General features: G+C 61.2%; 19 protein-coding genes and 1 tRNA gene. 10 read left to right on the top strand and 10 right to left on the bottom strand.

Annotation, left to right across the window (positions count from 1 at the left end; all coding sequences use genetic code 11):
• Position 1 precedes the first annotated feature (1 nt).
• From Q5H92_RS10800 to Q5H92_RS10765, 8 genes are all read right to left on the bottom strand, one after another.
• Positions 2 to 2,773 carry a TonB-dependent receptor gene (locus Q5H92_RS10800; RefSeq protein WP_305011535.1) on the bottom strand — a complete coding sequence of 924 codons (2,772 nt, stop codon included), beginning with the start codon at positions 2,771 to 2,773 and terminating at the stop codon, positions 2 to 4.
• Between the two features lie 530 nt (positions 2,774 to 3,303).
• Positions 3,304 to 4,290 carry an MBL fold metallo-hydrolase gene (locus Q5H92_RS10795; protein WP_305011533.1) on the bottom strand — a complete coding sequence of 329 codons (987 nt, stop codon included), beginning with the start codon at positions 4,288 to 4,290 and terminating at the stop codon, positions 3,304 to 3,306.
• 80 nt (positions 4,291 to 4,370) lie between these two features.
• Entirely contained in the window at positions 4,371 to 5,096 is a 726-nt protein-coding gene (locus tag Q5H92_RS10790; protein WP_305011532.1) for an outer membrane beta-barrel protein, read from the bottom strand.
• A gap of 178 nt (positions 5,097 to 5,274) precedes the next feature.
• Positions 5,275 to 5,928 (bottom strand): hypothetical protein, encoded by a 654-nt coding sequence (locus Q5H92_RS10785; RefSeq protein ID WP_305011531.1) that lies wholly within the window; start codon positions 5,926 to 5,928, stop codon positions 5,275 to 5,277.
• Positions 5,928 to 6,758 (bottom strand): metallophosphoesterase family protein, encoded by an 831-nt coding sequence (locus tag Q5H92_RS10780; protein ID WP_305011530.1) that lies wholly within the window; start codon positions 6,756 to 6,758, stop codon positions 5,928 to 5,930. Before Q5H92_RS10780 ends, Q5H92_RS10785 begins: the two co-directional genes overlap by 1 nt.
• Before the next feature lie 179 nt (positions 6,759 to 6,937).
• Positions 6,938 to 7,768, bottom strand: coding sequence for a maleylpyruvate isomerase N-terminal domain-containing protein (locus Q5H92_RS10775; protein WP_305011529.1), 831 nt, complete (start codon positions 7,766 to 7,768; stop codon positions 6,938 to 6,940).
• A gap of 29 nt (positions 7,769 to 7,797) precedes the next feature.
• On the bottom strand, positions 7,798 to 8,508 hold the full coding sequence (locus Q5H92_RS10770; RefSeq protein ID WP_305011528.1) for an SIMPL domain-containing protein: 711 nt from the start codon (positions 8,506 to 8,508) through the stop codon (positions 7,798 to 7,800).
• A gap of 104 nt (positions 8,509 to 8,612) precedes the next feature.
• Entirely contained in the window at positions 8,613 to 9,752 is a 1,140-nt protein-coding gene (locus Q5H92_RS10765; RefSeq protein ID WP_305011527.1) for a cystathionine gamma-synthase, read from the bottom strand.
• 265 nt (positions 9,753 to 10,017) lie between these two features.
• Here Q5H92_RS10765 and Q5H92_RS10760 point away from each other — a divergent pair, with 265 nt between their 5' ends.
• Complete coding sequence (locus tag Q5H92_RS10760; RefSeq protein WP_305011526.1) at positions 10,018 to 10,740, top strand: TVP38/TMEM64 family protein; 723 nt, start codon at positions 10,018 to 10,020, stop codon at positions 10,738 to 10,740.
• A gap of 108 nt (positions 10,741 to 10,848) precedes the next feature.
• Positions 10,849 to 10,922 (top strand) — tRNA-Arg (locus Q5H92_RS10755).
• A gap of 68 nt (positions 10,923 to 10,990) precedes the next feature.
• Here the strand turns inward: Q5H92_RS10755 and Q5H92_RS10750 are convergent.
• Both Q5H92_RS10750 and Q5H92_RS10745 read right to left on the bottom strand, forming a co-directional pair.
• Positions 10,991 to 15,163, bottom strand: coding sequence for a phage tail tape measure protein (locus Q5H92_RS10750; RefSeq protein ID WP_305011525.1), 4,173 nt, complete (start codon positions 15,161 to 15,163; stop codon positions 10,991 to 10,993).
• Complete coding sequence (locus tag Q5H92_RS10745; protein WP_305011524.1) at positions 15,163 to 15,693, bottom strand: hypothetical protein; 531 nt, start codon at positions 15,691 to 15,693, stop codon at positions 15,163 to 15,165. The genes Q5H92_RS10750 and Q5H92_RS10745 overlap by 1 nt, the downstream gene beginning before the upstream one ends.
• 170 nt (positions 15,694 to 15,863) lie before the next feature.
• On the opposite strand from Q5H92_RS10745, the gene Q5H92_RS10740 reads away from it, so the two are divergent.
• The 8 genes from Q5H92_RS10740 (at position 15,864) to Q5H92_RS10705 (ending at position 20,533) form a co-directional block, all read left to right on the top strand.
• Complete coding sequence (locus Q5H92_RS10740) at positions 15,864 to 16,001, top strand: hypothetical protein (protein WP_305011523.1); 138 nt, start codon at positions 15,864 to 15,866, stop codon at positions 15,999 to 16,001.
• A gap of 15 nt (positions 16,002 to 16,016) precedes the next feature.
• Entirely contained in the window at positions 16,017 to 16,349 is a 333-nt protein-coding gene (locus tag Q5H92_RS10735; protein ID WP_305011522.1) for a hypothetical protein, read from the top strand.
• A 53-nt stretch (positions 16,350 to 16,402) separates the two neighbouring features.
• On the top strand, positions 16,403 to 16,654 hold the full coding sequence (locus Q5H92_RS10730; protein ID WP_305011521.1) for a hypothetical protein: 252 nt from the start codon (positions 16,403 to 16,405) through the stop codon (positions 16,652 to 16,654).
• Between the two features lie 114 nt (positions 16,655 to 16,768).
• Complete coding sequence (locus tag Q5H92_RS10725) at positions 16,769 to 17,257, top strand: pentapeptide repeat-containing protein (RefSeq protein ID WP_305011520.1); 489 nt, start codon at positions 16,769 to 16,771, stop codon at positions 17,255 to 17,257.
• 97 nt (positions 17,258 to 17,354) lie between these two features.
• A complete protein-coding gene (locus tag Q5H92_RS10720; RefSeq protein WP_305011519.1) occupies positions 17,355 to 18,455 on the top strand; it encodes a hypothetical protein in 1,101 nt (366 codons plus the stop codon).
• Between the two features lie 115 nt (positions 18,456 to 18,570).
• Positions 18,571 to 19,014, top strand: coding sequence for a hypothetical protein (locus Q5H92_RS10715; protein WP_305011518.1), 444 nt, complete (start codon positions 18,571 to 18,573; stop codon positions 19,012 to 19,014).
• 84 nt (positions 19,015 to 19,098) lie between these two features.
• Positions 19,099 to 19,590, top strand: coding sequence for a DUF6756 family protein (locus Q5H92_RS10710; RefSeq protein ID WP_305011517.1), 492 nt, complete (start codon positions 19,099 to 19,101; stop codon positions 19,588 to 19,590).
• A gap of 121 nt (positions 19,591 to 19,711) precedes the next feature.
• The gene (locus Q5H92_RS10705) at positions 19,712 to 20,533 is read left to right on the top strand and encodes a hypothetical protein (RefSeq protein ID WP_305011516.1); all 822 of its coding nucleotides are present in this window, start codon (positions 19,712 to 19,714) and stop codon (positions 20,531 to 20,533) included.
• Positions 20,534 to 20,628 lie beyond the last annotated feature (95 nt).

The raw sequence follows: 20,628 nt of genomic DNA, 5'->3' as shown, positions 1-20,628 counted from the left end.
GTTAGAGCGTGAAATTCACGCGGCCGAAGTAGAAGGCGCCATTAAAGCCGAACTGGTTGGAGTTGTACTGGAAGCGGCCGCGGTTGGTGGCATCCAGGGTGGTGTAGGCCAAGCTTTGCTCGTTGTTGTTGGGGTCCTGGTAGAGGCGGTCGGGGTAGACGTTGAACAGGTTGTTGACGCCCACACTCAAGCCGATGTTCTTGATAACCTGCGCGCTGATGGTCAGGTCGGTCACCCATTTGGCCGAGAAAGTCTGGTCGATGAAGGAGCGGGTGGGGTCAGCGTCCTTGGTCTGCACCTCGCCGAAGCGCACGGTGCGCAGGTTCACGCCGAGGATTTTGTAGCCGTAGTCGGCGCTCAGGTTGATTTTGCTGCGAGGCTGGCCGTTTTCGAGGCGGGCGCGCTGGGCACGGTCAAACAACGTGTTTTGCAGGCTGGCGTTGTTGTCGATGAAGGCCGAGCTGTTGAAGCTGCGCACCAGTGTTTCGTTGAAGTTGGCGGCGGCGGTCAGGGTCAGGCGGCTGTCGGGGCCCAGGGTCAGGCGCTCGTTGGCCACGATGTCGATGCCTTGGGTGCGCGTATTCACGGCGTTGGCGAAGAACTGCACGCCCTGCACCGGGTTCTGGCCGGGGCGCGGGTTGGCGGTGAGAATGCCCGCTACCACAGCATTGGCGCGGCTGAACTGCGAGCTGAGCACAATTCGGTCGCGGATGTCAATCTGGTAGGCATCCACCGTCAGCGTGATGATTTTGAACAAGCGCGCCGTGAGGCCCACGCTGTAATTAGTCGATTTCTCCTGCTTCAGCGAGCCAATGCCGAAGGCCTTGGTGATGGGGTCATCGTTGTTGGTGGTCAGCACTTCGCGCAGCTCGCCGCTGGTGAATTGCGTGCTGGAGTTGGTGAAGTAGCGCTGCTGCAGCGAGGGCGCCCGGAAGCCGTTGCTGAGCGCGCCGCGCAAGGCCAGCCCGTTGAGGATGCTGTAGCGGGCGGCTACTTTGCCGCTCACGTTGGAGCCGAAATCGCAGTATCGTTCGGCACGGCCGGCCACGTTCACCAATAGCTTGTCGGTCAGGTCGCTTTCCAAATCAATGTAGCCCGACACGTTGTTGCGGCTTTGGTTGAGGGCATCGGAGGGCCGGTAACCAGCAAAACCCTGCGAGCCCGCGGCGGCCGGCGTTCCGTTCACCAGGCGCGACCCGAGAATGTAGGAGCCTGATTCGCCGGCGTTAATCTGGAAATTATCGACCCGAAACTCACCGCCGAAAGCCACGTTCAGCGTGGCCAGCGGGCCGATTTCGGTGAATTTGCGCGAGAAGCCCAGGTTGGTGGTGTTCTGCTGGAAAGCCAGCTGGCCGGCATAAAAGCTGGTGGGGCTGGTGCCCGCCGGCAATGAGGCGTTGAGGGTGTTGGTGATGTCGTAGTCCAAGGCATTGCGGCCGTAGGTGTTGCTCAAATCAGCCGCGAAGCCCAGCACCCGGCCGCGCAGGCCCACGATGGCCGAGCCGTCGTTCACAGTGCTGTTGATGAAGGGCAGAAAGCCATTCGGGTAGATGCTGGCGTCGGTTTGCGTCACCTGCGTGGGCAGCCGGTAGAGCGCGCCCGAGCGGCCCGTGCGGCGCGTGAGGCCGCCCGCAAAGTAGGCTTCGAGGCCGATACTGGGGGCCAGCGTGTAGGCCGCGTTCACGAAGCTGCCGTAGGTGCGGGTGTCGGCGCTGCCCACCCGGATGTCGCGGCGGTTAAAGCCATTCTGGGCCACCAGGGCATTATCGCGGGCTTTCAGGTCGAGTTTCTGTACATCGGTGAGGCCGGCCGGGTAGTTGCCGGCGGTGCTGCCCAGGTAGATGAGCGGGGCCGTGTCGAGGCCGCTGCGGTCCACGAAGCTGCGGTTCGAAAACTGGCCGCTCACGTTCACGAAGCCCCGACGGCCCAGGCCGAAGCCTAGGTTGGCATCGGCCTGAAACAGTTGGCCGTCGCTCTTGCTGGTTTGGCCGGCGGTGCTGCTCACGCTCACGCCGGTAGTGTCGTCCTTCAGCTGGATATTGATGACGCCGGCAATGGCGTCGGAGCCGTACTGGGCCGCCGCGCCGTCGCGCAGCACCTCAATCCGCTTGATGGCAGCAGGCGGAATCACGTTCATATCCGTGCCCACCGAGCCGCGCCCGGGCGTGCCGTTGATGTTCACGAGGGCCGAAGTGTGGCGGCGCTTGCCGTTCACCAGCACCAGCACCTGGTCGGGGCCGAGGCCGCGCAGGGTGGCGGGGTCCACGAAATCGGTGCCGTCGGTCACGGTCTGGCGCGTGCTCTGGAACGAGGGCGCGATGTAGGTCAGAATCTGGGTAACGTCGGTCTGGGCGTAGGCCTTGATTTCGCGGGCCGAAATCACGTCTACCGGCGAGGTGGTTAGAATGTTGGAACGGCCCTCCGTAGCGCGCGAGCCCGTCACCACCACTTCGTTCAGCTCGGTCTGGTTGGCGGCGAGGCGGATTTCGAGGCTGGTGCGGCCGTTCAGCGGCACGGTTTGGGTGAGCGAGCCCACGGCAGAAAAGACGAGGGTTGCCGTGCCGGGCACGTTGCTGAGCAAGAAACGGCCATCGCCGTCGGTGCTGGTGCCGTTGCTGGTGCCTTGCTCCAGCACGGTCACGCCGGGCTGGCTCTGGCCGGTGGCGTCGAGGACGCGGCCGGTAACGGTGAGGTTCTGGGCCCAGGCGGCGGCCGTGGTCAGCCACAAAAGCAGCGCCAGCAGCCCGATTCGGGTAGTTGTGGGGTGTGTCATAACAAGAAAAAGAGGGAAATGAAGCGGGATTCCGGCGGCCACACGGGCGTTTCAAACCGGATAATCCCAGAAAAAAGAAAAGCCCAGGCGGCCGTTGGCCGGAGCCCGCCATGCGGCCGCCCCGACGCCAACCGGCGACCTATAAAGCCAATAAATGATTATACCAGAATCAGCCCACAGGCCATAGCGCAGCTACCCGACGGTGCGGCAAGTGGCACCGGGGCAGCATCCCACTTTTTTTCTGGTCTGGCATTCAGCCGGGAGAACTTTCGTTCTGCCCACCGGCTAACGCCCTATCCTAACCACAACAGCAACAGCACCCTACCACAGCCGAGCACATGGGCGCGGACAGGCTGGCAAGGTTCGGGGAAAAGCTGGTGGAAGCCAGCCGATTTCCCAGGAAAGGAGCGGCTGCGGGGGTTTGTATCACGGGGCAAAGATAAAGTCGGATGCCGGGACCACGACTGCGGGCCGGCATCGAGCGGATATAAGCGAGCCGCCGGTCGATTGTTTAAGGCCGGGCTTATTTTTTATTCCCACCAACGCGAATTGAGCGGGCCCGCCGCCACATCCACGCGCTGCCCGGGGGCTGGCAGCAACAGCGGCACCTCAGTTCCAGCTGCTTCAATTAAACGCTGCACGGGCTGCCGCCAGGCATGAAACGCTAGGTTGAACGTGCCCCAGTGCAGCGGCAGCAACGGGCCGCCGCCCAGCAGCCGGTGCGCCGCCAGGGCGTTGTCTGGGCCCAAATGAATGTCGGCCCATTCGGGGTCGGAGGCGCCGATTTCGAGCATCAACAAGTCGAACGGCCCGTAAGCCTCCCCTATCTGCCGGAAACCTTCGTCGAGCGGCCCCGAGTCGCCGCCGAAAAACACTTTATGCGTAGGCCCCAGCAGGCACCACGAGGCCCACAGTGTATCGTTGCGGGTGAGGCCGCGGCCCGAGAAGTGCCGGGCCGGCGTGGCCACCAGCGTGAAGTCGGGCGCCAGCGCCGCCGATTCCCACCAGTTCAACTCGGTGATTTTATCACTGGCCACGCCCCAGCGGCGCAGGTGTGCGCCCACGCCCAGCGGGCAAAAAAACGGCACGCCCGTGCGCCCCAGCACCCGAATAGCTACTGGGTCGAGGTGGTCGTAGTGGTCGTGCGAGAGGACGACGGCGTCCAGCTTCGGCAGCTTATCGAGCGGCAGCGGCGGTGCGAAGAACCGCTTCGGCCCTAGCAGCTGCGAGGGCGACGCCCGTTCGCTCCACACCGGGTCGGTAAGGATGCGGCGACCGTCGATTTCGAGCAGCACCGTGCTGTGGCCCAGCCAAGTGGCGCGCAATGCAGCAGCGGGCACGGGAGCGGCCAGCGCGGCGGCATCGGCCCGGAAAGGACCGAGCGGTTTTGAAGGCTCCCGCTCGGCTTTTTCAAACAGCCAGCGTTTCAGCAGGGCGCCGTAGCCGGAGGGCGGGCCCACGGAAGTGGGGATGGCGTTCTGATAAACTTTGCCGTTGTGGAGGGCCTGAAGCTGCATGGAATAGTTGGCTGAAAAACCGCCGCGTTGGGCGGCTTATCAGCGCAGACGCAGCGACGGCCCACATATTTTGCCCAAGCCTAGCGCAGCCGGTAGGCCAGCCCCAGGCGCAGCACGCGCGCATACACCTTGGGGCTGGCGCCCAGCAGCCCGCTCTGGTAGTTGAGCAGGCCGTGCGAGTAGCTGGCGTTCAGGCCCAGCCGCTGGTACCACACCGTGGCATCGGCCCGCAGGCGCGCATCGAAGCGGTTGAAGGCACGGTGGTCCAGGTCGGTGCTCCAAGACGTGCTGCCATTGTAGGTGCCGCTGCCCTTTTCGCGGAAGCCAAAGACGTAAGCCGCTTCCGGCCCCGCCAAAGCATCGATGCTCAACTTACCAGCGCCGAAGCGGTGGCCGATGCCCAGAAAGGTGGTCAGGTTGTGGGTTTGCATGGCGGTGCTGCCGTCGGCCTCGTAAGGCCCGGCCCGATAGGAGCTGTAGAGAGGGTATGAGATGGAAAGCGCCGTGATGTTGGTGCGGCTTTGCAGCCACTCATATCCCAGGTCGAACGCCAGCAGGCCATTGCCTGCGCCCACGCGCTCTACGCGCCCGCCCAGTGACACGCCCGCGCCCCAGCGGCTGCCATACGGGCTATTCGTGTAGTCCAGGTCCGGGGTGTCGGTGCGATTGACGAACGAGGTGCTCCGGGCATCCGGCCCGCCAAAACGGGATAATCCCACGCCGGCCCGAGCCTGGATTTCAATTTGCTGGGCGGCCACCGGTGCCGCCAGGGCCAACAGAGGCCCCAGGAGTAGATACTTTTTCATCAGAAGGGAAAGGAGTTGGAAACGCCGCTGCGCGCGCCGTACCTCTCCATGACCGGCTCCCTCGCCCGGAAGTTGCGTGGCATCTTCCTCTGCATGGTTCGCAAACTCAAACGGCCCTGACGCTCCGAATGAGCGGCGGGGCCGTTGGGCATGGCTGACAGGTTAGGACAGCGGAAGATTAAAAATCGGCTTTCACGCCCAGCGCCAGCGTCAGTAGCTGGCTGAAAGCGAGGCCGCCCTTCTGGTTATTGAACCAACTGGCCAAATACAAATCGTTGCTACCCAGCTCGTAATAAACCGATATTTTGCGCGGCTGCCCGGTGGCAGCTACCGGCGGCGCCAGAAACGTGAGGCGGCTGCCCAGCAGCGGGCCGTAGCGCGTATCGGTCGAAAACCAGTAGTAGTCGGCCGAGTACTGGCCCTTCAGCTCGTCGTTGATGGTGCCGTGGGTGTAGCTGAAATACGCCCCCACCGTGAGCGGCACCACCTGCAATTTCTCACCTACGGGCAAGTGAAAGGGCGAATACATGAACTTCAGCGAAGCCAGGCTGAGCGTGGAGCCCGCGTAGTACTTGGGAACGTAGCCGATGAGAATATCGGTTTCGAGGTGGTTTTTCGCGAATTCGTAGCCGGCGCCGGCGGCCACCATGCCCAGGCCGCCGCCGGTTTGCAGCACTAGGTGCTTGGGGCGGAACCACTTGCGCTCGGAGGCGCCAGCGGGCGGGGTGTCGGCTTTCACTGGGGAAGTGGTAGCCGTTGTATCAGCAGGTGCGGGGGCCGCTTTGGCACCCAGGGCGGCCAGCAGTAGGGTCGGGAGAAGAAGCTTTTTCATTAGAACTTGACCCGTTTAATGCGAAACTGCTTGTCGCCCCACACCGTCACCACCATGTAGTGCCGCTCCGAAAACGCGTCGGAATTCACGTAGGTCACGCCGTCTTTGTAGGGCTGGGTGATGCTGAAGGAATGGTTGTGGCCGTTCATCTCAAACACCAGGTTCGGGGCTTCGGCCAGGGCCCGCACGTAGGGCGTGCGCAGGGCGGGGTCGAAGTCGTCGTTGGTGGGCGGCACGTGGCTGATGACCACCTGCCGGCGGGCGCCGTCGCGGTTGGCCAGTTGGGGGCGCAGCCAGCCCATGTCGGGCGCCGTGCCGTCGAAGTTGTATTCGCGGCCGTTGGTGTCCACCATGATGAACTTGGTGTCGCCGTACACAAACGAGTAGTTGTAGGCCCCGAAAATGTGGCCGTAGGTGGGGCGGCCGTTGCCCACCAGGTCGTGGTTGCCGATGACCGTGACGTAGGGCACGGTCAGGCGGCGCAGCTTTTCATCCACCCACTGCATTTCGCGGGCCAGGCCGAAGTCGGAAATGTCGCCGGCCACCACCAGAAAGGAGATGCCGGGCTGCTGGTTGGCACTGGCCACCAGAGCTTCGGCTTCGTCGTAGAACTGCTGCGAGTCGCCAGTGAAGATGAAACGCAGCGTGTCGCCGGCAGCCAGGGGCTTGGCCTTCAGCTTGGCCAGGTTTTTCTCGGTGAGGTTGGTGAATTCTTCGGGGACGCGGTGGTCGTTGGGGCTGAACTCGATGAGGTTACAGCCGCCCAAACCCAGCAGCGCCACCACGGGCACTACCCTCGCCCGGCGATACAATTTGGTAAAAGAAAGCATAGCAAAAAGCCTATCACGGAAGGCCGATAAAAACCAGAATTAAAACAGAATCATGCCTTAAACCGTCGCTACGCAGTCAGGGTTGGCATTTAATCCGTTTTTAATTCGTTTTCAGGCCGATAGATTCGACACATTGCTCAGTCCGAAGGCCGCTCGCGGTGCGCGGGCCGGGGCGCCCGTCAGCCCATTACGGCCACCAGGCCCAGAGCGGCTTTTGCCAGCCGCGCATCGCCGGCCAGCTGCACCAGTGGCTCGGCCTCGGCCGCGCTCAGGCCCTTGGTGAACACCCGCCACGCCACGTCGGGCGGGAAGGTGATTTCGGCCGTGGGCGCAGCGGCGGCAGGCGGCATCAGCTGCCAGGCGTCGGTGGTTTTCAGCAGTTCCCAGGTGCCGCCCGCCTCAATGCTAACCCGCACCCGCGTGCCCGCTGGCGCTGCCACCGCGCGATAGGCGTGCGGCAGCCCGCGCAGCAGCGTGGCCATGAACGGCCGGAACAATGCTGGCGTCATCAGCGCCGCCGTCTGGCCCACGGCCTCACGGATTTGCTGCTGATGGTGCCACTTTTCAGTGTAGTCGCGGGCAATGTGAAACCAGTTCAGCGACTCCGCCTCGCCGGCCCAGGCCACCGAAAACGTGGCCGGCGCCCACGGGTCGAGCGTGTGCAGGTAGGCCGTGTATTCGGCGCCCGACTGGGCCAGCAGCTCCGTGAGCACGGCCGGGCTCAGGCGGCGGGCGGCCCGCACCCAGTCGGCGTTCAGACGGTTGAGGTAGGCCACCATGCCGGCATAGGAGAAGTCGTCGGGCGTTTCGGCAAAGTAGCCGTCGCGCAGCATGGATAGGGTGCGCAGGTTGCCATCGAGCAGGTGGACGGCCACGTCCTTCACCGTCCAGAGCCGGGCCAGGGTGGGCCGCTGCCAGTCCTCAGGCGCTAGGGAACGCAGCAACTCCAGCAGCAGGCGGTCAAGCTCGGCGAAGAGCGGCCGGGTTTCGATGGGTGGCGTTTGGGGCATAATAGCGAATGATTGCGGCTAAGCCGGTACTATTTTATTTCAAACACCAGGTCATACACGGCTTTCACATTGATTTTGCGCAGTGTTGGGCGTTCATCCTCTGCCGTCGTACCCTGGCTGCTGACACCGGCCAACGACATTAATTTATACCGCGACTGTAGCCATTCGGGGCGCGGACTATCCGGTATCACTTCCACCAGACTCAGCACTGCTCCAAGCTGTTGGCCGGTTGCTTTGGCCGCCACCGTGGCTTTTTGGCGGGCATTGCTCACGGCCTGCGTTATCAACTCCGCCTTGACCGTTTCCAAACGGGTATTTTGCAAGTGTACCAGATGGACATTATCAGCACCGGCCTGCACCAGCTGTGGCAGCAGCGTATTGAGCAGCTGCGGACGCTCCAACGTGAGGCGGTAGGTTTTCGTCAGCGCCACGGTGGCATTATTTACCTTGGACAAACCGCCGTAGCCGCTGGCGCTCAGGTCTTCGAGCACCAATTTTTCGGGCGCGATGCCGGCCTGCTTCAGCACCTGTTGCAGGGCTTGCTCCTGTTCCTGGTTGCGGCCGTTTTCCTTCACGTTATCCGAAAACCGGTAGGTTATCAGCAGGTCCAGCTTCTCGGGCTCCAGTTCCTGCTCGGCCGTGCCCCGCACCAGAACGGTGTGTGGCAGAGGCTGCGGAATGGGCGCCTGAGCAGCAGCGAAACGCGTGAGCGGCAGCAGAAAAAGGAAGTAATAGCGCATGGAGTAACTGGCTGAGCGGATGCGGGGTTAAAAATAAAAGCGCCGGGCGGCCCACAAAGGCAACCCGGCGCTTCCAACGAAAAAATCGCGGCTGCTAATATGACCTACCCAATGGCTTGGGCCAAATCGTCAATCAAATCCTCGGCATCCTCAATGCCCACGCTCAGGCGAATGAGCGAGTCTGAGAGGCCCGACTTACGACGCTGCTCAGCCGGGATGCTGGCGTGCGTCATGGTGGCGGGGTGGCCGCTGAGGCTTTCCACGCCGCCCAGGCTTTCGGCCAGAGTGAAGTACTTGAACTTCTCCAGCACGGCAATGGCATCTTCCTGCCGGTCGCCTTTGAGCACAAAGGAAATCATGCCACCGAAGTCGCGCATCTGCCGGGCCGCCACGGCGTAGTTGGGGTGGTTTTCGAAGCCCGGCCAGTACACTTTCTCCACTTTGGGGTGCTGGCGCAGGTACTCGGCCACGGCACGGCCGTTTTCGCAGTGCCGCTGCATGCGGATATGCAGCGTTTTCAGCCCGCGCAGCACCAGAAAGCAGTCCTGGGGCCCCGGCGTGCCGCCGCAGGCGTTCTGGTAGAAGCTCAGGCGCTGGTGCAGTTCGTCGTCGTTCACCACCAGCGCGCCCATCACGGTATCGGAATGGCCGGCCATGTACTTGGTGAGCGAATACATCACGATGTCGGCCCCGAGGTCCATCGGGGTTTGCAGGTAGGGCGTGCTGAAGGTATTATCCACGGCCAGCAGGGCGCCGCACTCCTTGGCCACGGCCGCGGCGGCGGCAATGTCGATGATGTTGAGCAACGGGTTAGTGGGCGTTTCCACCCAAATCAGCTTGGTTTTTTCGCTGGCCACGGCGCGCACGGCAGCCATGTCGTGCATGGGCACGAAGTGGAATTTGATGCCGAACACCTCGTACACTTTCGTGAAGAGGCGGTAGCTGCCGCCGTAGAGGTCGTTGGTCGAAATCACCTCATCACCGGGCTTCAGCAGCTTCATCACGCAGTCGATGGCCGCCATACCGGAGGCGAAGGCGATGCCGTGCTTGCCGTTGTCGAGGACCGCCACGGCGTCCTGCAGCTGCGAGCGGGTGGGGTTGTGGGTGCGCGAGTACTCGAAGCCCTGGTTTTTGCCGGGCGAGGTCTGCACGTAGGTCGACGTCTGGTAGATGGGCGTCATGATGGCCCCGGTAGCGGGGTCCGGGTGCACGCCGGCGTGAATGGCTTTGGTGGCGAATTTCATGGTGATGGTGGGATTTTAGCTGAATTGGACCCGGCGCCGGGCAACGTTTGGGCGCCTTGGGCCGGCAAGTTACGGACGCCAGCCAAGGCAGGGCCGAAACGCACCAGGAGTGGCCCGACTGCTATCCGGCTGCTACTGCTACCGGCAAACGCCTGCTTTCAGTCATTAGGCCTATCTAAAAAAAAGCGTAGCCCCCGCCCCTGTCGGCGCGTAAAGACAACCCACCGGCCGGGCTCCCCCACGCGGGTCCTTACCTTCACTGCCTATGAAATTTCTGCGCGAGCTTTTTCAGAAGAACTTCTCCACGCTGCTGTCCATGGTGCTGCTGGTGGCCGTGCCGCTGCTGGGCAGCGCGTCGCTCACGGGCGTGCTATACAAAAACAAGGAACTCCTCGAAAACCTCACCACCGCCCAAAGCCTGCTCTACTTCGTCATTGTGGGCGTGGCCATGGCCTTCTCGCTGGTGAACACCACAGCCGTGGTGCTGATAACGGGCTTTTACCTGGGTTGGCACGGCTTTCCGGGCATGGTGGTGGCCTACGCCCTGGCCGCACTGGTGGGCTACCAGATTGCCACCATGCTCGACCATGGCAAGATGCTGGCCTTCCTCAGCCACTTCCCCAAGGCCGACGCCGTGATGAAAGAGCTGAAAACCGACTCCTGGCAGCTGATTTTCCTCACCCGCGTGTCGCCCGTCACGCCTTTCGCGCTGATGACGTTCATTTTGGCCATCATGCGGGTGCGGCGCGGCCCGTTCCTGTTTGCCTCTATCGCGGGCATGCTGCCGCGCAGCCTGTTCTTCTACTGGCTGGGCACGAAGGCGCAGGACGTTTTCACCCTGCTCAAAGACCCCGGCACCGGCACCACCGGCAAGCTGCTGCTCCTGGCGTTGGTGGCCCTGTCGTTCTTCGGCCTCTACTACATTTTCAACCACGCACTCAAACGGGCCCTCAACAACAGTGCAGCCGAGCCAAAAAAGCAGCCTTGATTCTGAGCGGCTTGCGTAAAAATCGAAAAATTATTATCAAAAATCTCGCAGCAGGCTTGTGAAGCCGGTTTTTCTCCGCTTACCTTTGTGCTCCCAACACGGGAAAAGGGTTGTGTAGCTCAATTGGATAGAGCATCTGACTACGAATCAGAAGGTTTAAGGTTCGACTCCTTACACGACCACAAAAAAGGCCCTCAGCACACGCTGAGGGCCTTTTTGCTTCTAGTCTGTGGCAGTTTCTGCGGCAGATTTATCGAATGGAAAATCCGTCGCGCGTCTGCTGGCGCTCCTTCAGGGCGTCCTCCACGTTGGCCGTGTCTTCGCCATCCCAGGCGATTCTCTGACGCGACGGCAGCTCCCGCACGGCCTGCTCGATACGGCCGATGGCCTGCACCACGTCCTGGCTGCCAGCACCAGCTGCGCCACTCGCACTAGGTAGCGGACCGCCGGGCGTGCCCCCGTCGGCGTAGAACCCGCCGCCATCACGCCGGCGCACCGGTGCCCCGCCCCGGTGCAGGCTCGTGTCGAGCAGCGCATCCACCAGCTCGCGGTTGTTAGCGTAGGTGTCGCGGCTCAGAATCATGTAGGGCTCGCCCCGCTCCCACTCGCCCAGGTGCTGGCCCGTGGCGCCGTCCACCATCCGGATGCCGCCGCTGTGCAGCTGGCCGACCGATGGCACGCCGGCTACGGGGTTGATGCCGCCACCGGTGGCGAAGCGCCGCACCCGGTCGCGCCACGTCGACTTCTGCCCGCCGGTAATGCCGCCCTTGGCAAACTCGGGAATGGGCGTGGCAATGATTTTGGCAACGCCTGCAGCGGCCGCAATACCGGCAGCAATCGCCGCGGGCGGGTTATCGAGTAGCTTTATAACGGCCAAAGTGCCTGCAATAATGGCCTGCGCTACGTTATAGGCCTTTTCTTTCTCGGCTGCCTCCTTCCTAATGCGCCGGGTTTGCGCATCGTAATTGGCTTCAATAGCCGACTTCTGCGCCTCATACGAATCCTTTGCAATGCGCCCGGCCTTGTACTCAGCATCAAGCTGCGCCAGCCGCTGCTTCTTGCTTTTATCAAGGCGTATTAGTTCTTTATCTGTCTCAGCTTTAGACAGGTCGGCTAGTAACTGAACGCTGGTTTGGGCGATTGCAAATTTAGCATCCCGTAAATCTTCCTCAGCCTTCATCTTCTTCGCCATTTCAGCATCATCATATTCATTGATGATAGAGGCCTCATCTTCTTTAAACTTTCGAATACGTGCGAGCTTTTGAGCATCGTTCAGGTCCTGGCTATTCAACTCCTCCAGCAGTTCGTCATTTAACTGCTCCAAACGGGCATTCTTTTCCGCTTCGGCTGCGGCCGAAGTATCCTTATGAGCAGTTGCAAGCTGCTGCCTCCGACGAGCGGCACGGCGCACAGCCAGTTCATCATCAATGGCCAGGATGTAGTCTGCGATGCGTTGCTGCTTTTCCACGCGGTCGGTTTCCAAAGCCACGAGGTCGCGCTGGAGCTTCTCCTGAATGAGCCGGCGCTTCTCGGCCGCGTTGCGGTCGGTGTCGAGCACCTTCAGCAGCTCGCCGGCGGCCGCGGTGCGCAGCTCTGCCGCCCGGCGCTGGTACTGGTCGACAATGAGCCCGTTGCGCTGCTTCTCAATGCTCAGCTCCTCCTCGGCATCCTTCTGGGCCCGGGCCCGCCGCAGCTCGGCCACGTCCACAGCCAGGTTCGCATCAAGGAGCTTTTTCTGTTCGGCAATCTGCTCGGCCGTGCCTTTGGCCGTGGCCTTTTCCTTTTCAGCGGCTGCCTGCAGCTGGAGTATTTTTTTCTCGGTTTCGTCGGTGAGCTGCGCGGCCTTCAGCTCGGCAATCTTTTTCTCGACGTCGGCCTGCTCTTTGGCCCGTTTCTCGGCCGCATCCTTGGTTTTCTTGTCGTACTCGTCCTGGAGCTGGCGCAGGTCGCGCAGGGCCTCGGCCACAAGCACCTTCTTGTCGCCGGCGGTTTTCTTGGCATCGAGCAGCTCGATGTCGCGCGTGGTGGTCACCTGCCGTTTCTTCAGCCGCAGCTCCTCGGCCGAACCGGCCTCCACCAGGGCCAGGGCCGCTTTGATGTTGGCCAGCCGGGCCTTGAGGCTTTCTTCGTCGTTTTGGGTGTCCTGGGCCTTTCTGTCGGCGGCGGCCTGCTGGGCCTGGGCTTTCTGCTTAGCCTGGGCTTCGGCGGCCAGGCTCATGCGGCGGTTCAGCTCGGCCGCGTAGTCGTCGAACCGTTTGGTCTGGGCGGCCTTCGCCTGGGCGCCGTCCTGCCCGGCGAGGGTGCTCAGGATGGATTTGGCGTTGGCTTCCGTGTTCTGGCGAAACTTATCGAAGGCCCCGTTGTCAATCTTGAAATCCGCGCCAAAGAAATTGGCCACGCGCTTGCCCGTTTCGAGCAGGATGCCGAACGCATCGACGGCCAGCTGCACGTTGGTCACCACCAGCTTCAGCGGCAGCACCACCGAGAGGGCCATGATTTGGCCGAACAACTCCAGCGGCCCTTTGCCGGCGCTGAAGCTGCCAAACAACCGCCCGAGTTGCGCCACCAGCGGCCCGAGGGCCGTGCCCAGCGAGCCGAGCAGCGCGCCCAGGGGCCGCAGCATGACGAAGAGGCTGTCCACGGCCGCGCGGAAGGATTCGCTGCGGTCGTAGAGCTGCTTCAGCCCGAAGGCAAACAAGGCCAGCAGCGTAATAACGATGCCGATGGGGTTGGCCGTGAGGGCCGCATTCAGCCCCACCTGCGCCCGGGCCTGCAACTCGGTGGCCGTGATGAGGGCGTACTTGCCCTCCACTTCCGTGAGCACGCCCAGGGCCACGAGTTTTTGCAGGGCCAGGCTGCGCAGGGTGGTGGCCTGCGCTTTTACCTGCTCGGCGTTGAAGGCCAGCACGGCCAGGGCCAGCAGCCCGAAGGCCGTTTTGTTCTGCGCGACGAACGAGGGCACCGCCTTGAGCACGTCGAGCAGCAGGCCCGCGTACTGGAGGAATTTGATGTAAATCGGAATCAGCAGCTCGCCCAGCTCCTGCCGGAACTGCGCAAAGCCCTTCTCGGCCTTGGCCACCTCAGCCGCTGCGTTGGTGTTTTTCTTGTTGAACTCGTCGGTGAGACCCGTGCCCTTTTCAAACTCGGCGCTGGCCAGGGCCTGCTTCTGCCGCACCAGGTCGGTTTGGGTGGCCAGCAGGCTAATGACCTTCGTGGCCTCCTGCGACTTGATGCCCAGCGCATCGAGCGTATTCACAATTTCGGTGTTGCTGGCGCCCTTCAGGCTGGCGGCCAGGCGCAGCAGCACCTCGTTGGGGTCGGTGTTGATGAGGTTCGTAAACTCGTCGGCCGTCAGCCCGATTTGCTTGCCGAAGCCGGCGGCGTCCTTCGAGGCGGTGAGCAGGATGTTGCTCAGGCCACCGCTGGAAATATCCGCCGGCAGCCCCAACTCCTGAAAGGCAGCGCCCAGGCCCAACACCTCCGTAATTTCGGGCGAGAGGTCGCCGAGCTGGCCGATGCGGGCCGTAAACTCGGCAATCACCGGCGCGGTGGCCGAGCCGTCCGCGCCCAGGGCGTTCAGGGCCGAGCCGATTTTGGTGATGGCCACGTCGGGTTTCTGGTCGGCCGTTTCCTTGAACAGCTTCTGCAGCCAGCCGATGCTCTTGGTCACCACTTCCACCCCGCCGGAGAATTCATCGCCCAGGGCCACGTTGGCCTGGTCAACGGACTGCGTGAACTCGTCCACGTCGGCCGCGGCCACGCCCAGCTGCCCGCCGGCCACGGCGATGCGCTCCAGGTCGGCCTGGGTGGTGCGCGTGTCGGTGCCTTCCAGCTGCTGGCGCAAGGCCTTGGCCCCGGCCGTGGTCAGGTTCAGGCTCTTTTCCATGTCGGCAATGGAATCGCTGCCCTGCGCGGCCGCGTCGATGCTTTCTGCGCCCAGCTGCTTGAGGCCGCTCACCGCCGCCTGAATGCCCAGCTGAATGCCCACAAAGCCCGCCGCTTTCTTGATGAAGTCGAGCACCCCGCCGCCGGCGTTGGCCAGCTCGTCCTTCACCCCCTTGGCTTCGAGGCACACCTGGGCCAAGCGCGCGTCCACGTCGGCCAGCTCCTGGGCTTTATTCAGGAAGGATTCCGTGTTCGGGGCCAGCTGCCCCAATTCGCGGTTGAGTTCGCGCGACTTGGCCCGCAGCTGGTCGCTGGTGAGCGAGGTCAGGCCGATTTCCTTGCGCAGCACCTCCATCTGGCCCCTGACCTGGCTCAGCTCCTTATTGGCCGCTACGTACTCTTCCGAGCCCTTTTTGAGCAGCTTCATGCCGTCTTGCAGCACTTGGGCCTTGCGGGTGAGGTTGTCGAGTTCGGTGCGCGACTGCGAGCCGTCGATTTCGAGCTTAATCTGGACGTTGTCCTGTCTTACTTGTCCCATTAGATGCGGATGCGGGCGGCGATGTGCGTGCCGGTTTGGGCGGCGTAGCGGGTGGTCACGGCGTCGATGAAGCCGTTGATGCTGGAGTAAAAAGTTTTGGCAAACCAGGCCTTGGACTTCACCTGGCTGTTGTCGCGGAGCTTGGCCCGGGCGATGCCCCAGGCGATGCGGTTGAGGGCCACGGCCTTGGTGAGCGGAAACTGCCCGTATTTGTAGCCCGGCACGTAGTTGAACTTGTCAATGCCAACCTTTTCCACGTAGGCTTCAATCTCCTCCAGCGGCGGGGCCTTCGAGCGGTTGATGCCCTTCATGTCGCGGATGCGGCCATACTGCTCGAAGGCAATGCCCATGCCGGCCACGTGGCGCGCGGAAGCGGCTACTACTTCCGACCGCAGCGACTGGAGCAACTCCTCGGTGAACACCAAGCCCTTTTTCTGGATGGCATCTGCCAACGCGGCCAGGGCCCGGGCGCTGTAGTTGCCCAATTCCTCGTCGAGGATGCGCTGAAAATCGGCGGAATACTCACTCATGCCCTCAAGATGTGGGCACACGCCGGCGGGGCATAGGACGAAAAAAGCCCCGCCGGATGGGCGGGGCTTAACTGTATATTTGAACTACCGTTTACCTGAACCGATGTGTCGTGGAGCGGCACGCAAGCTATTCTTTTGCATTGCCTTAGCAACAGCAACCCTACCTCGCCATGACACTCGACGAACTGGCCCAACAAATCCCCCTGATTCAAGCGCAGCACGGCCTGTTGGACGTGAACTTTGACACGGAGTGCATTTACTATCTGGGCGACCTTTCCGCGCTTTTGCAACGCATCGCGGACGAATGACTGCCCGAGCTTTCGATGCGCATTCAGGAAGAACTTTCCGCCGACGAGACGCAGTTTGTGGCCACGCTAACCTCGGACGAGGCGTCCGTCGTGTTCCGGGCCCCCACCGACGACGATTGGTTGCCCGATGGCTTCTTTGAACAACTTGAAACCCTGCCCGCCGCTTTTGGCTCCGACAAAAAGCTCTACAGCATCAACCCCGCCATTGGCTTAACGGGGCAGGAGGCGTGGTTCTTTTGCGGGACCGAGGCGCAGCTCCACGCGGCTCAGCAAGCGGGCTTGCCGCTGGTATTTCCAGGAGAAGACTTTATGGAAACCGACGAATACCGAAAGTACAATGACGAGTAATCCTCTATCCGCCCGTCGTTTCCACCCTTTGCGCGAACCTCTTACTTTGATGCATGGAAGCAGAACTACAGTCTTTCCCCTTTGGTCAGAAGGGCATTATCATCAGTGGCGAACACCCTGGCTGGAGTGTAGAGATTATCGATGATACTGCTGGAGAAACGGGCGGCTATTTCATTTATATTCTAGACCCTGATCCAGAATCAAAAGACTTCATGGGGTTTGATTGGTGGTTTGAGCACGCCGCAAACATTCCGGGATTCATTGAAGACATGGATTGGCAGATTGAGTGGTCAACTGCGAGTTAATCCCTCCTTTCTGTTTTTCCGACCGTTTTTGTGGACCGACCAATCTAGGCGATGAGTAATTCTTGCTAGTCCTAGTCTACCTTGGTTCCACTCCGCTATTGCTTCGTTCCCGGTATGAAAATCCAGTGCATCACCCACGACCACACGGTTGAGATTCCCGGGGCTACGTACGAGGGCATGGTGCTGGACCACCAAGAGCTGCACCGCGCCTTGCTCAACAAAGTCCACGCCCCGCGGGCCTCGTTCCGGCACGCTAACCTGCGCGGGGCGTTCATGGCCGATGCCGTATTCGACGGCAGCGACTTTACCGCCGCCAACATTGTCACGGCGTTCCTAGACCGCTCTTCGCTGGTCGGATGCTGCTTGCAGGACTGCGTGGCGTTCTCGTGCTTTTTTATGCGAGCGGATTTGCGTGGCGCGGACTTGACCGGAGCGCAGGTTCACGGGGCCGAATTTAACGGCGCCCAGTTGCAGGGTGCACGCCTGCTATGCAATAGTCTCGAATACGCCACCTTTGACGGAGCCGTGTACGACGCGCACACCGTGTGGCCAGCGGGGTTTAACCCAACCGCAGCCGGGGCTCGCCTCTTGGCGGATTCTTAAATGAAGTACCGTTCAAATAGACAACGGGGCAGTGTTGATGGCGGAGTTTATATTCCCCTCCCCATTATTGAAGTCACTGATTCCTTCCCTTCGTACCATGCCCGCTATTACTTCGCTGGAATCGTTAGACCGTGCCATTCAGCAAGTGAGCGGTACCCACAAAGTACTCGAAGCTTTATGGGAGGGTGACACCCAGGGCTGGTACTTGTGCTTGAGCGTGTACGCGGAGCAGGGCATATGGCCCGTTAAGCGGACCGTGTGCCACCCGCTGGGCACCGTGACGCTGGGCTCCGACCTTCGGCTCTTCACCGGGCAGGTGCCGCCCTGGCCCGAAGCGGAGTTGGTCAAAACGTTCGTGCAGCAAACGCAGCGAACCTACGGCCTGACGCTGTATTTGCCGTCGGAAGAACCCGACGACGAATGCCCGCGGTGGACCGAGCGGGCGCACGCCCGGGCCTGTGCCGATTGCGGCAAACTCGGCTTTCCCTCCGATAGTCCGTACCTGCCGAAGGACGTTTGCTATCGCTGCCACCTGCGCCGGGAGCAGAACGCCCGCATCCGAAACGAGGCGGCCTGCGACGACGGCGTGAACCTATACGTCTACAAAGACGGCGTGCACCGCTCGTTGGGCTACGCGACCCATTTCGACAGCTTCGCCATTGCGCCTTACGTCGACCCTGCGCGCTTGCCGGCTCCTTTGCCGGGCGGTGTCCACGTCGTGACGCTGGAAAAGGAGGCGCTCGTCGACATTCACGCCCGTTTGACCGCCGACTTAACTGAGCAGTTAAGCTCGTACGAGCCGGCGGAAAAGGATGCGCGCAAGAGCCATTTTTACCATTTTGAGGAGATTAACTACCAAGGGGTGGCCTACGAGTTGGAAGTAAAGTTGCACCGGCTGCACCGCGACATCAGCCGCGTCTTTCATGCCTGGGCCGGCACCCAGCAGGCAATTGCCGACGGCGCCAGTTACTGGATCTATTTCAAGCGGGGCATCACCCACCGCGACGATGCCGTGCTGCGGTACCTGAACTACCCCACGCCAAGCCCCAAGCGCATGGACCAGGTGGTGCAGCATTACCACGGCATCCTCACGGAGCAGGAGGTTAGCCGCACCCTTGCCAAACTAGAGGCGATGCACTGCCTGGAAAGAGTGGGCAGGGACGTGACCATCTCACAGACTGGTTCAAACATCGTATAAGCCCCCGGAAGAAACTGTAGCTGGTAGATACCAACTCAGATGTTTCTATTGGGACCGTTTCTTTAAACCTGTTAGCCAGTTCCTATCGGGTAGCTCAGCTGTTAATTCTCTCTCGATGGAAGTAGTCGTTGACCACGGACAGCTGTTGCTCGCGCTGACGCCCCCAGAATGGCAAGAAACCTTTCGCAGCGGCCGGCTCCTGGGCCGGGCCATTTCGGACACTTTTCGCCGGAGTTCCACCGAAGCGCTGGCCTACGCGGCGCGATACCCGGAACTCGCCGTGTACGTCGAGGACATGGGACGTTTTTTCTTCGTGCTCGTCGTGGTGCAACAGGACGGATACGCCCAACGCGTGTTCCTGGAGCGCTTGACGTGCGCCACGTGCTCCTGGTCCGGGATGAGTGCCAACCCGTTGTGCATCGACCAATACATCGGCTTGCCCGCCGAGGTGCGCACGGATTTGATGCGCAACGCCCTGGCCTTGCCCCAGACCCCTTGCCCCCAATGCAACACCGCGCTTCCCCGACAGTCCATCTGGACAGAGCACCAGGGCGCATGAAAGGGCTAAATCATATGCTCGTTTAAACGATTGGGACTGTTTAAGCGAACGCCAAGAAGTACATCTACACAATACTTTCGTGGCATGTGGAGCGACCTGCGAACTGAAATTGACCAAATCCGCCAACGGCTGGAGCTCTCCGAACAGGACTTTACGCCCTTGCCTTTCACAACCAATTGGGCGAAGTTGGAAGACAACCTCTACCACGCGTTCTGCCGCTTGGACCACCCCACCGCGCGCCCGCTGTGGTTGTGGGAACGGTTTCGGCCTGGCGCCGTGGTCTTGGTGTGCGACGACGAACCCCGCAACCACCTGACCTCTTTTGTGAACCCGGAAGAAGTGGTCTGGCTCGTGCTGAACGAAACAGTCAACATGGGCGATAAATTCTGGTTTTACCAAGGAACGCCTCGCGCCATCGGCCGCGTGCTGGACGAGTGTTGCTACCTGGACGAGATCTACTTGGTATCGAAAAAGTATGCGTGGCTGCTGTGCATGAACCACCACCGCGTGCTCTTCGGCATTGGGTCCCCGATGCAGGAAAGGCTACTGGCCGGCAGAGCGCAGCACATTACTTGAAACCCTCCTTTTGCTGTTCGGACCCTTTACCTAAACTATGAATACGTTGGGTGCCTACCTTCAGGCATCCGTGTATTCGTTTACCCAAGCTCCTTGTTTTAATCGCATGGCTACCAAAAGAATGACTCCCACCGAACGAGTGCAGCGGTTGAACGAACAGCACCGATTGGTACATGCTGCGCTGGACTATCTAAGTGGACTGGTTAAGGCCGAATCAGTCGAGTCGGGCGCGCACTTCGAGCGGATGCGCACCGAGGCCCGGACCCATTTTGAGCAGGGCAAATTGGCAGTGCTTCAGAAGTATTTCCGCGATGTGGCTGCCCCGTCTCTGGTCCACGACGGCACCGCCTTCGCGGCCTACATTCAGCAAACGACGGGCTTGACGGTGAACGTGCAGAGCGACTTCGAAAAACGCATTGCCCGCGTGTGCAAACGCAAGCGAATCCGCACCGATGCCGAGTTTTACGACGTGCGCGACATGATTGACAGCGTAGACCCAGAAGATGAGCAGCAGCAGGCCCAGTTGCAACTTCTTTATGATTTGGTTGCGGAATACGAAGGCTTTTTGGACGTTAAAGACGTCGGTAAGCCCCGCCCAGCCAAAAAGAAGTGGCAAAGTACCAGCAAGGAAGTCTTACGTCTGGTCTCGCCAGACGGCCGCGCTGTCCTCACCGTGACAGAGAGCGTATACGAGGATGAGGCAACTTGGCCTCCCCGCACACAGCTGATGCTGCTGAATCCCGAAAACGACTCAGGTTCCGGAATTTATCACGCTAATCAGGTCAACGCTGACATAACTGCCCAGTGGGACAGTAATACGCGCTTAGTGGTAGACGTAGGCCGGTCTGATTTTAATGAGCAATACCCCCTAAGGTCTGAGCACGGGCCAATGAACAACAGGATAGAGGTCGAATTGCTCACGCTGCCACAAAATCCTGGTTGATTACGAATTGCCAAACCACCTTCAACTGAATCACCGCGTTCAATCCACGACCCTTTGCGTGAACAGCTGTCCTGAACTTAGCGTCCTAACATCAC

It is taken from the genome of Hymenobacter mellowenesis (assembly GCF_030581005.1).
GTDB classification, from domain to species: domain Bacteria; phylum Bacteroidota; class Bacteroidia; order Cytophagales; family Hymenobacteraceae; genus Hymenobacter; species Hymenobacter mellowenesis.
The sequence above is the reverse complement of the archived record's forward strand: the minus strand, read 5'-3'. Positions and strand labels throughout refer to the sequence as shown.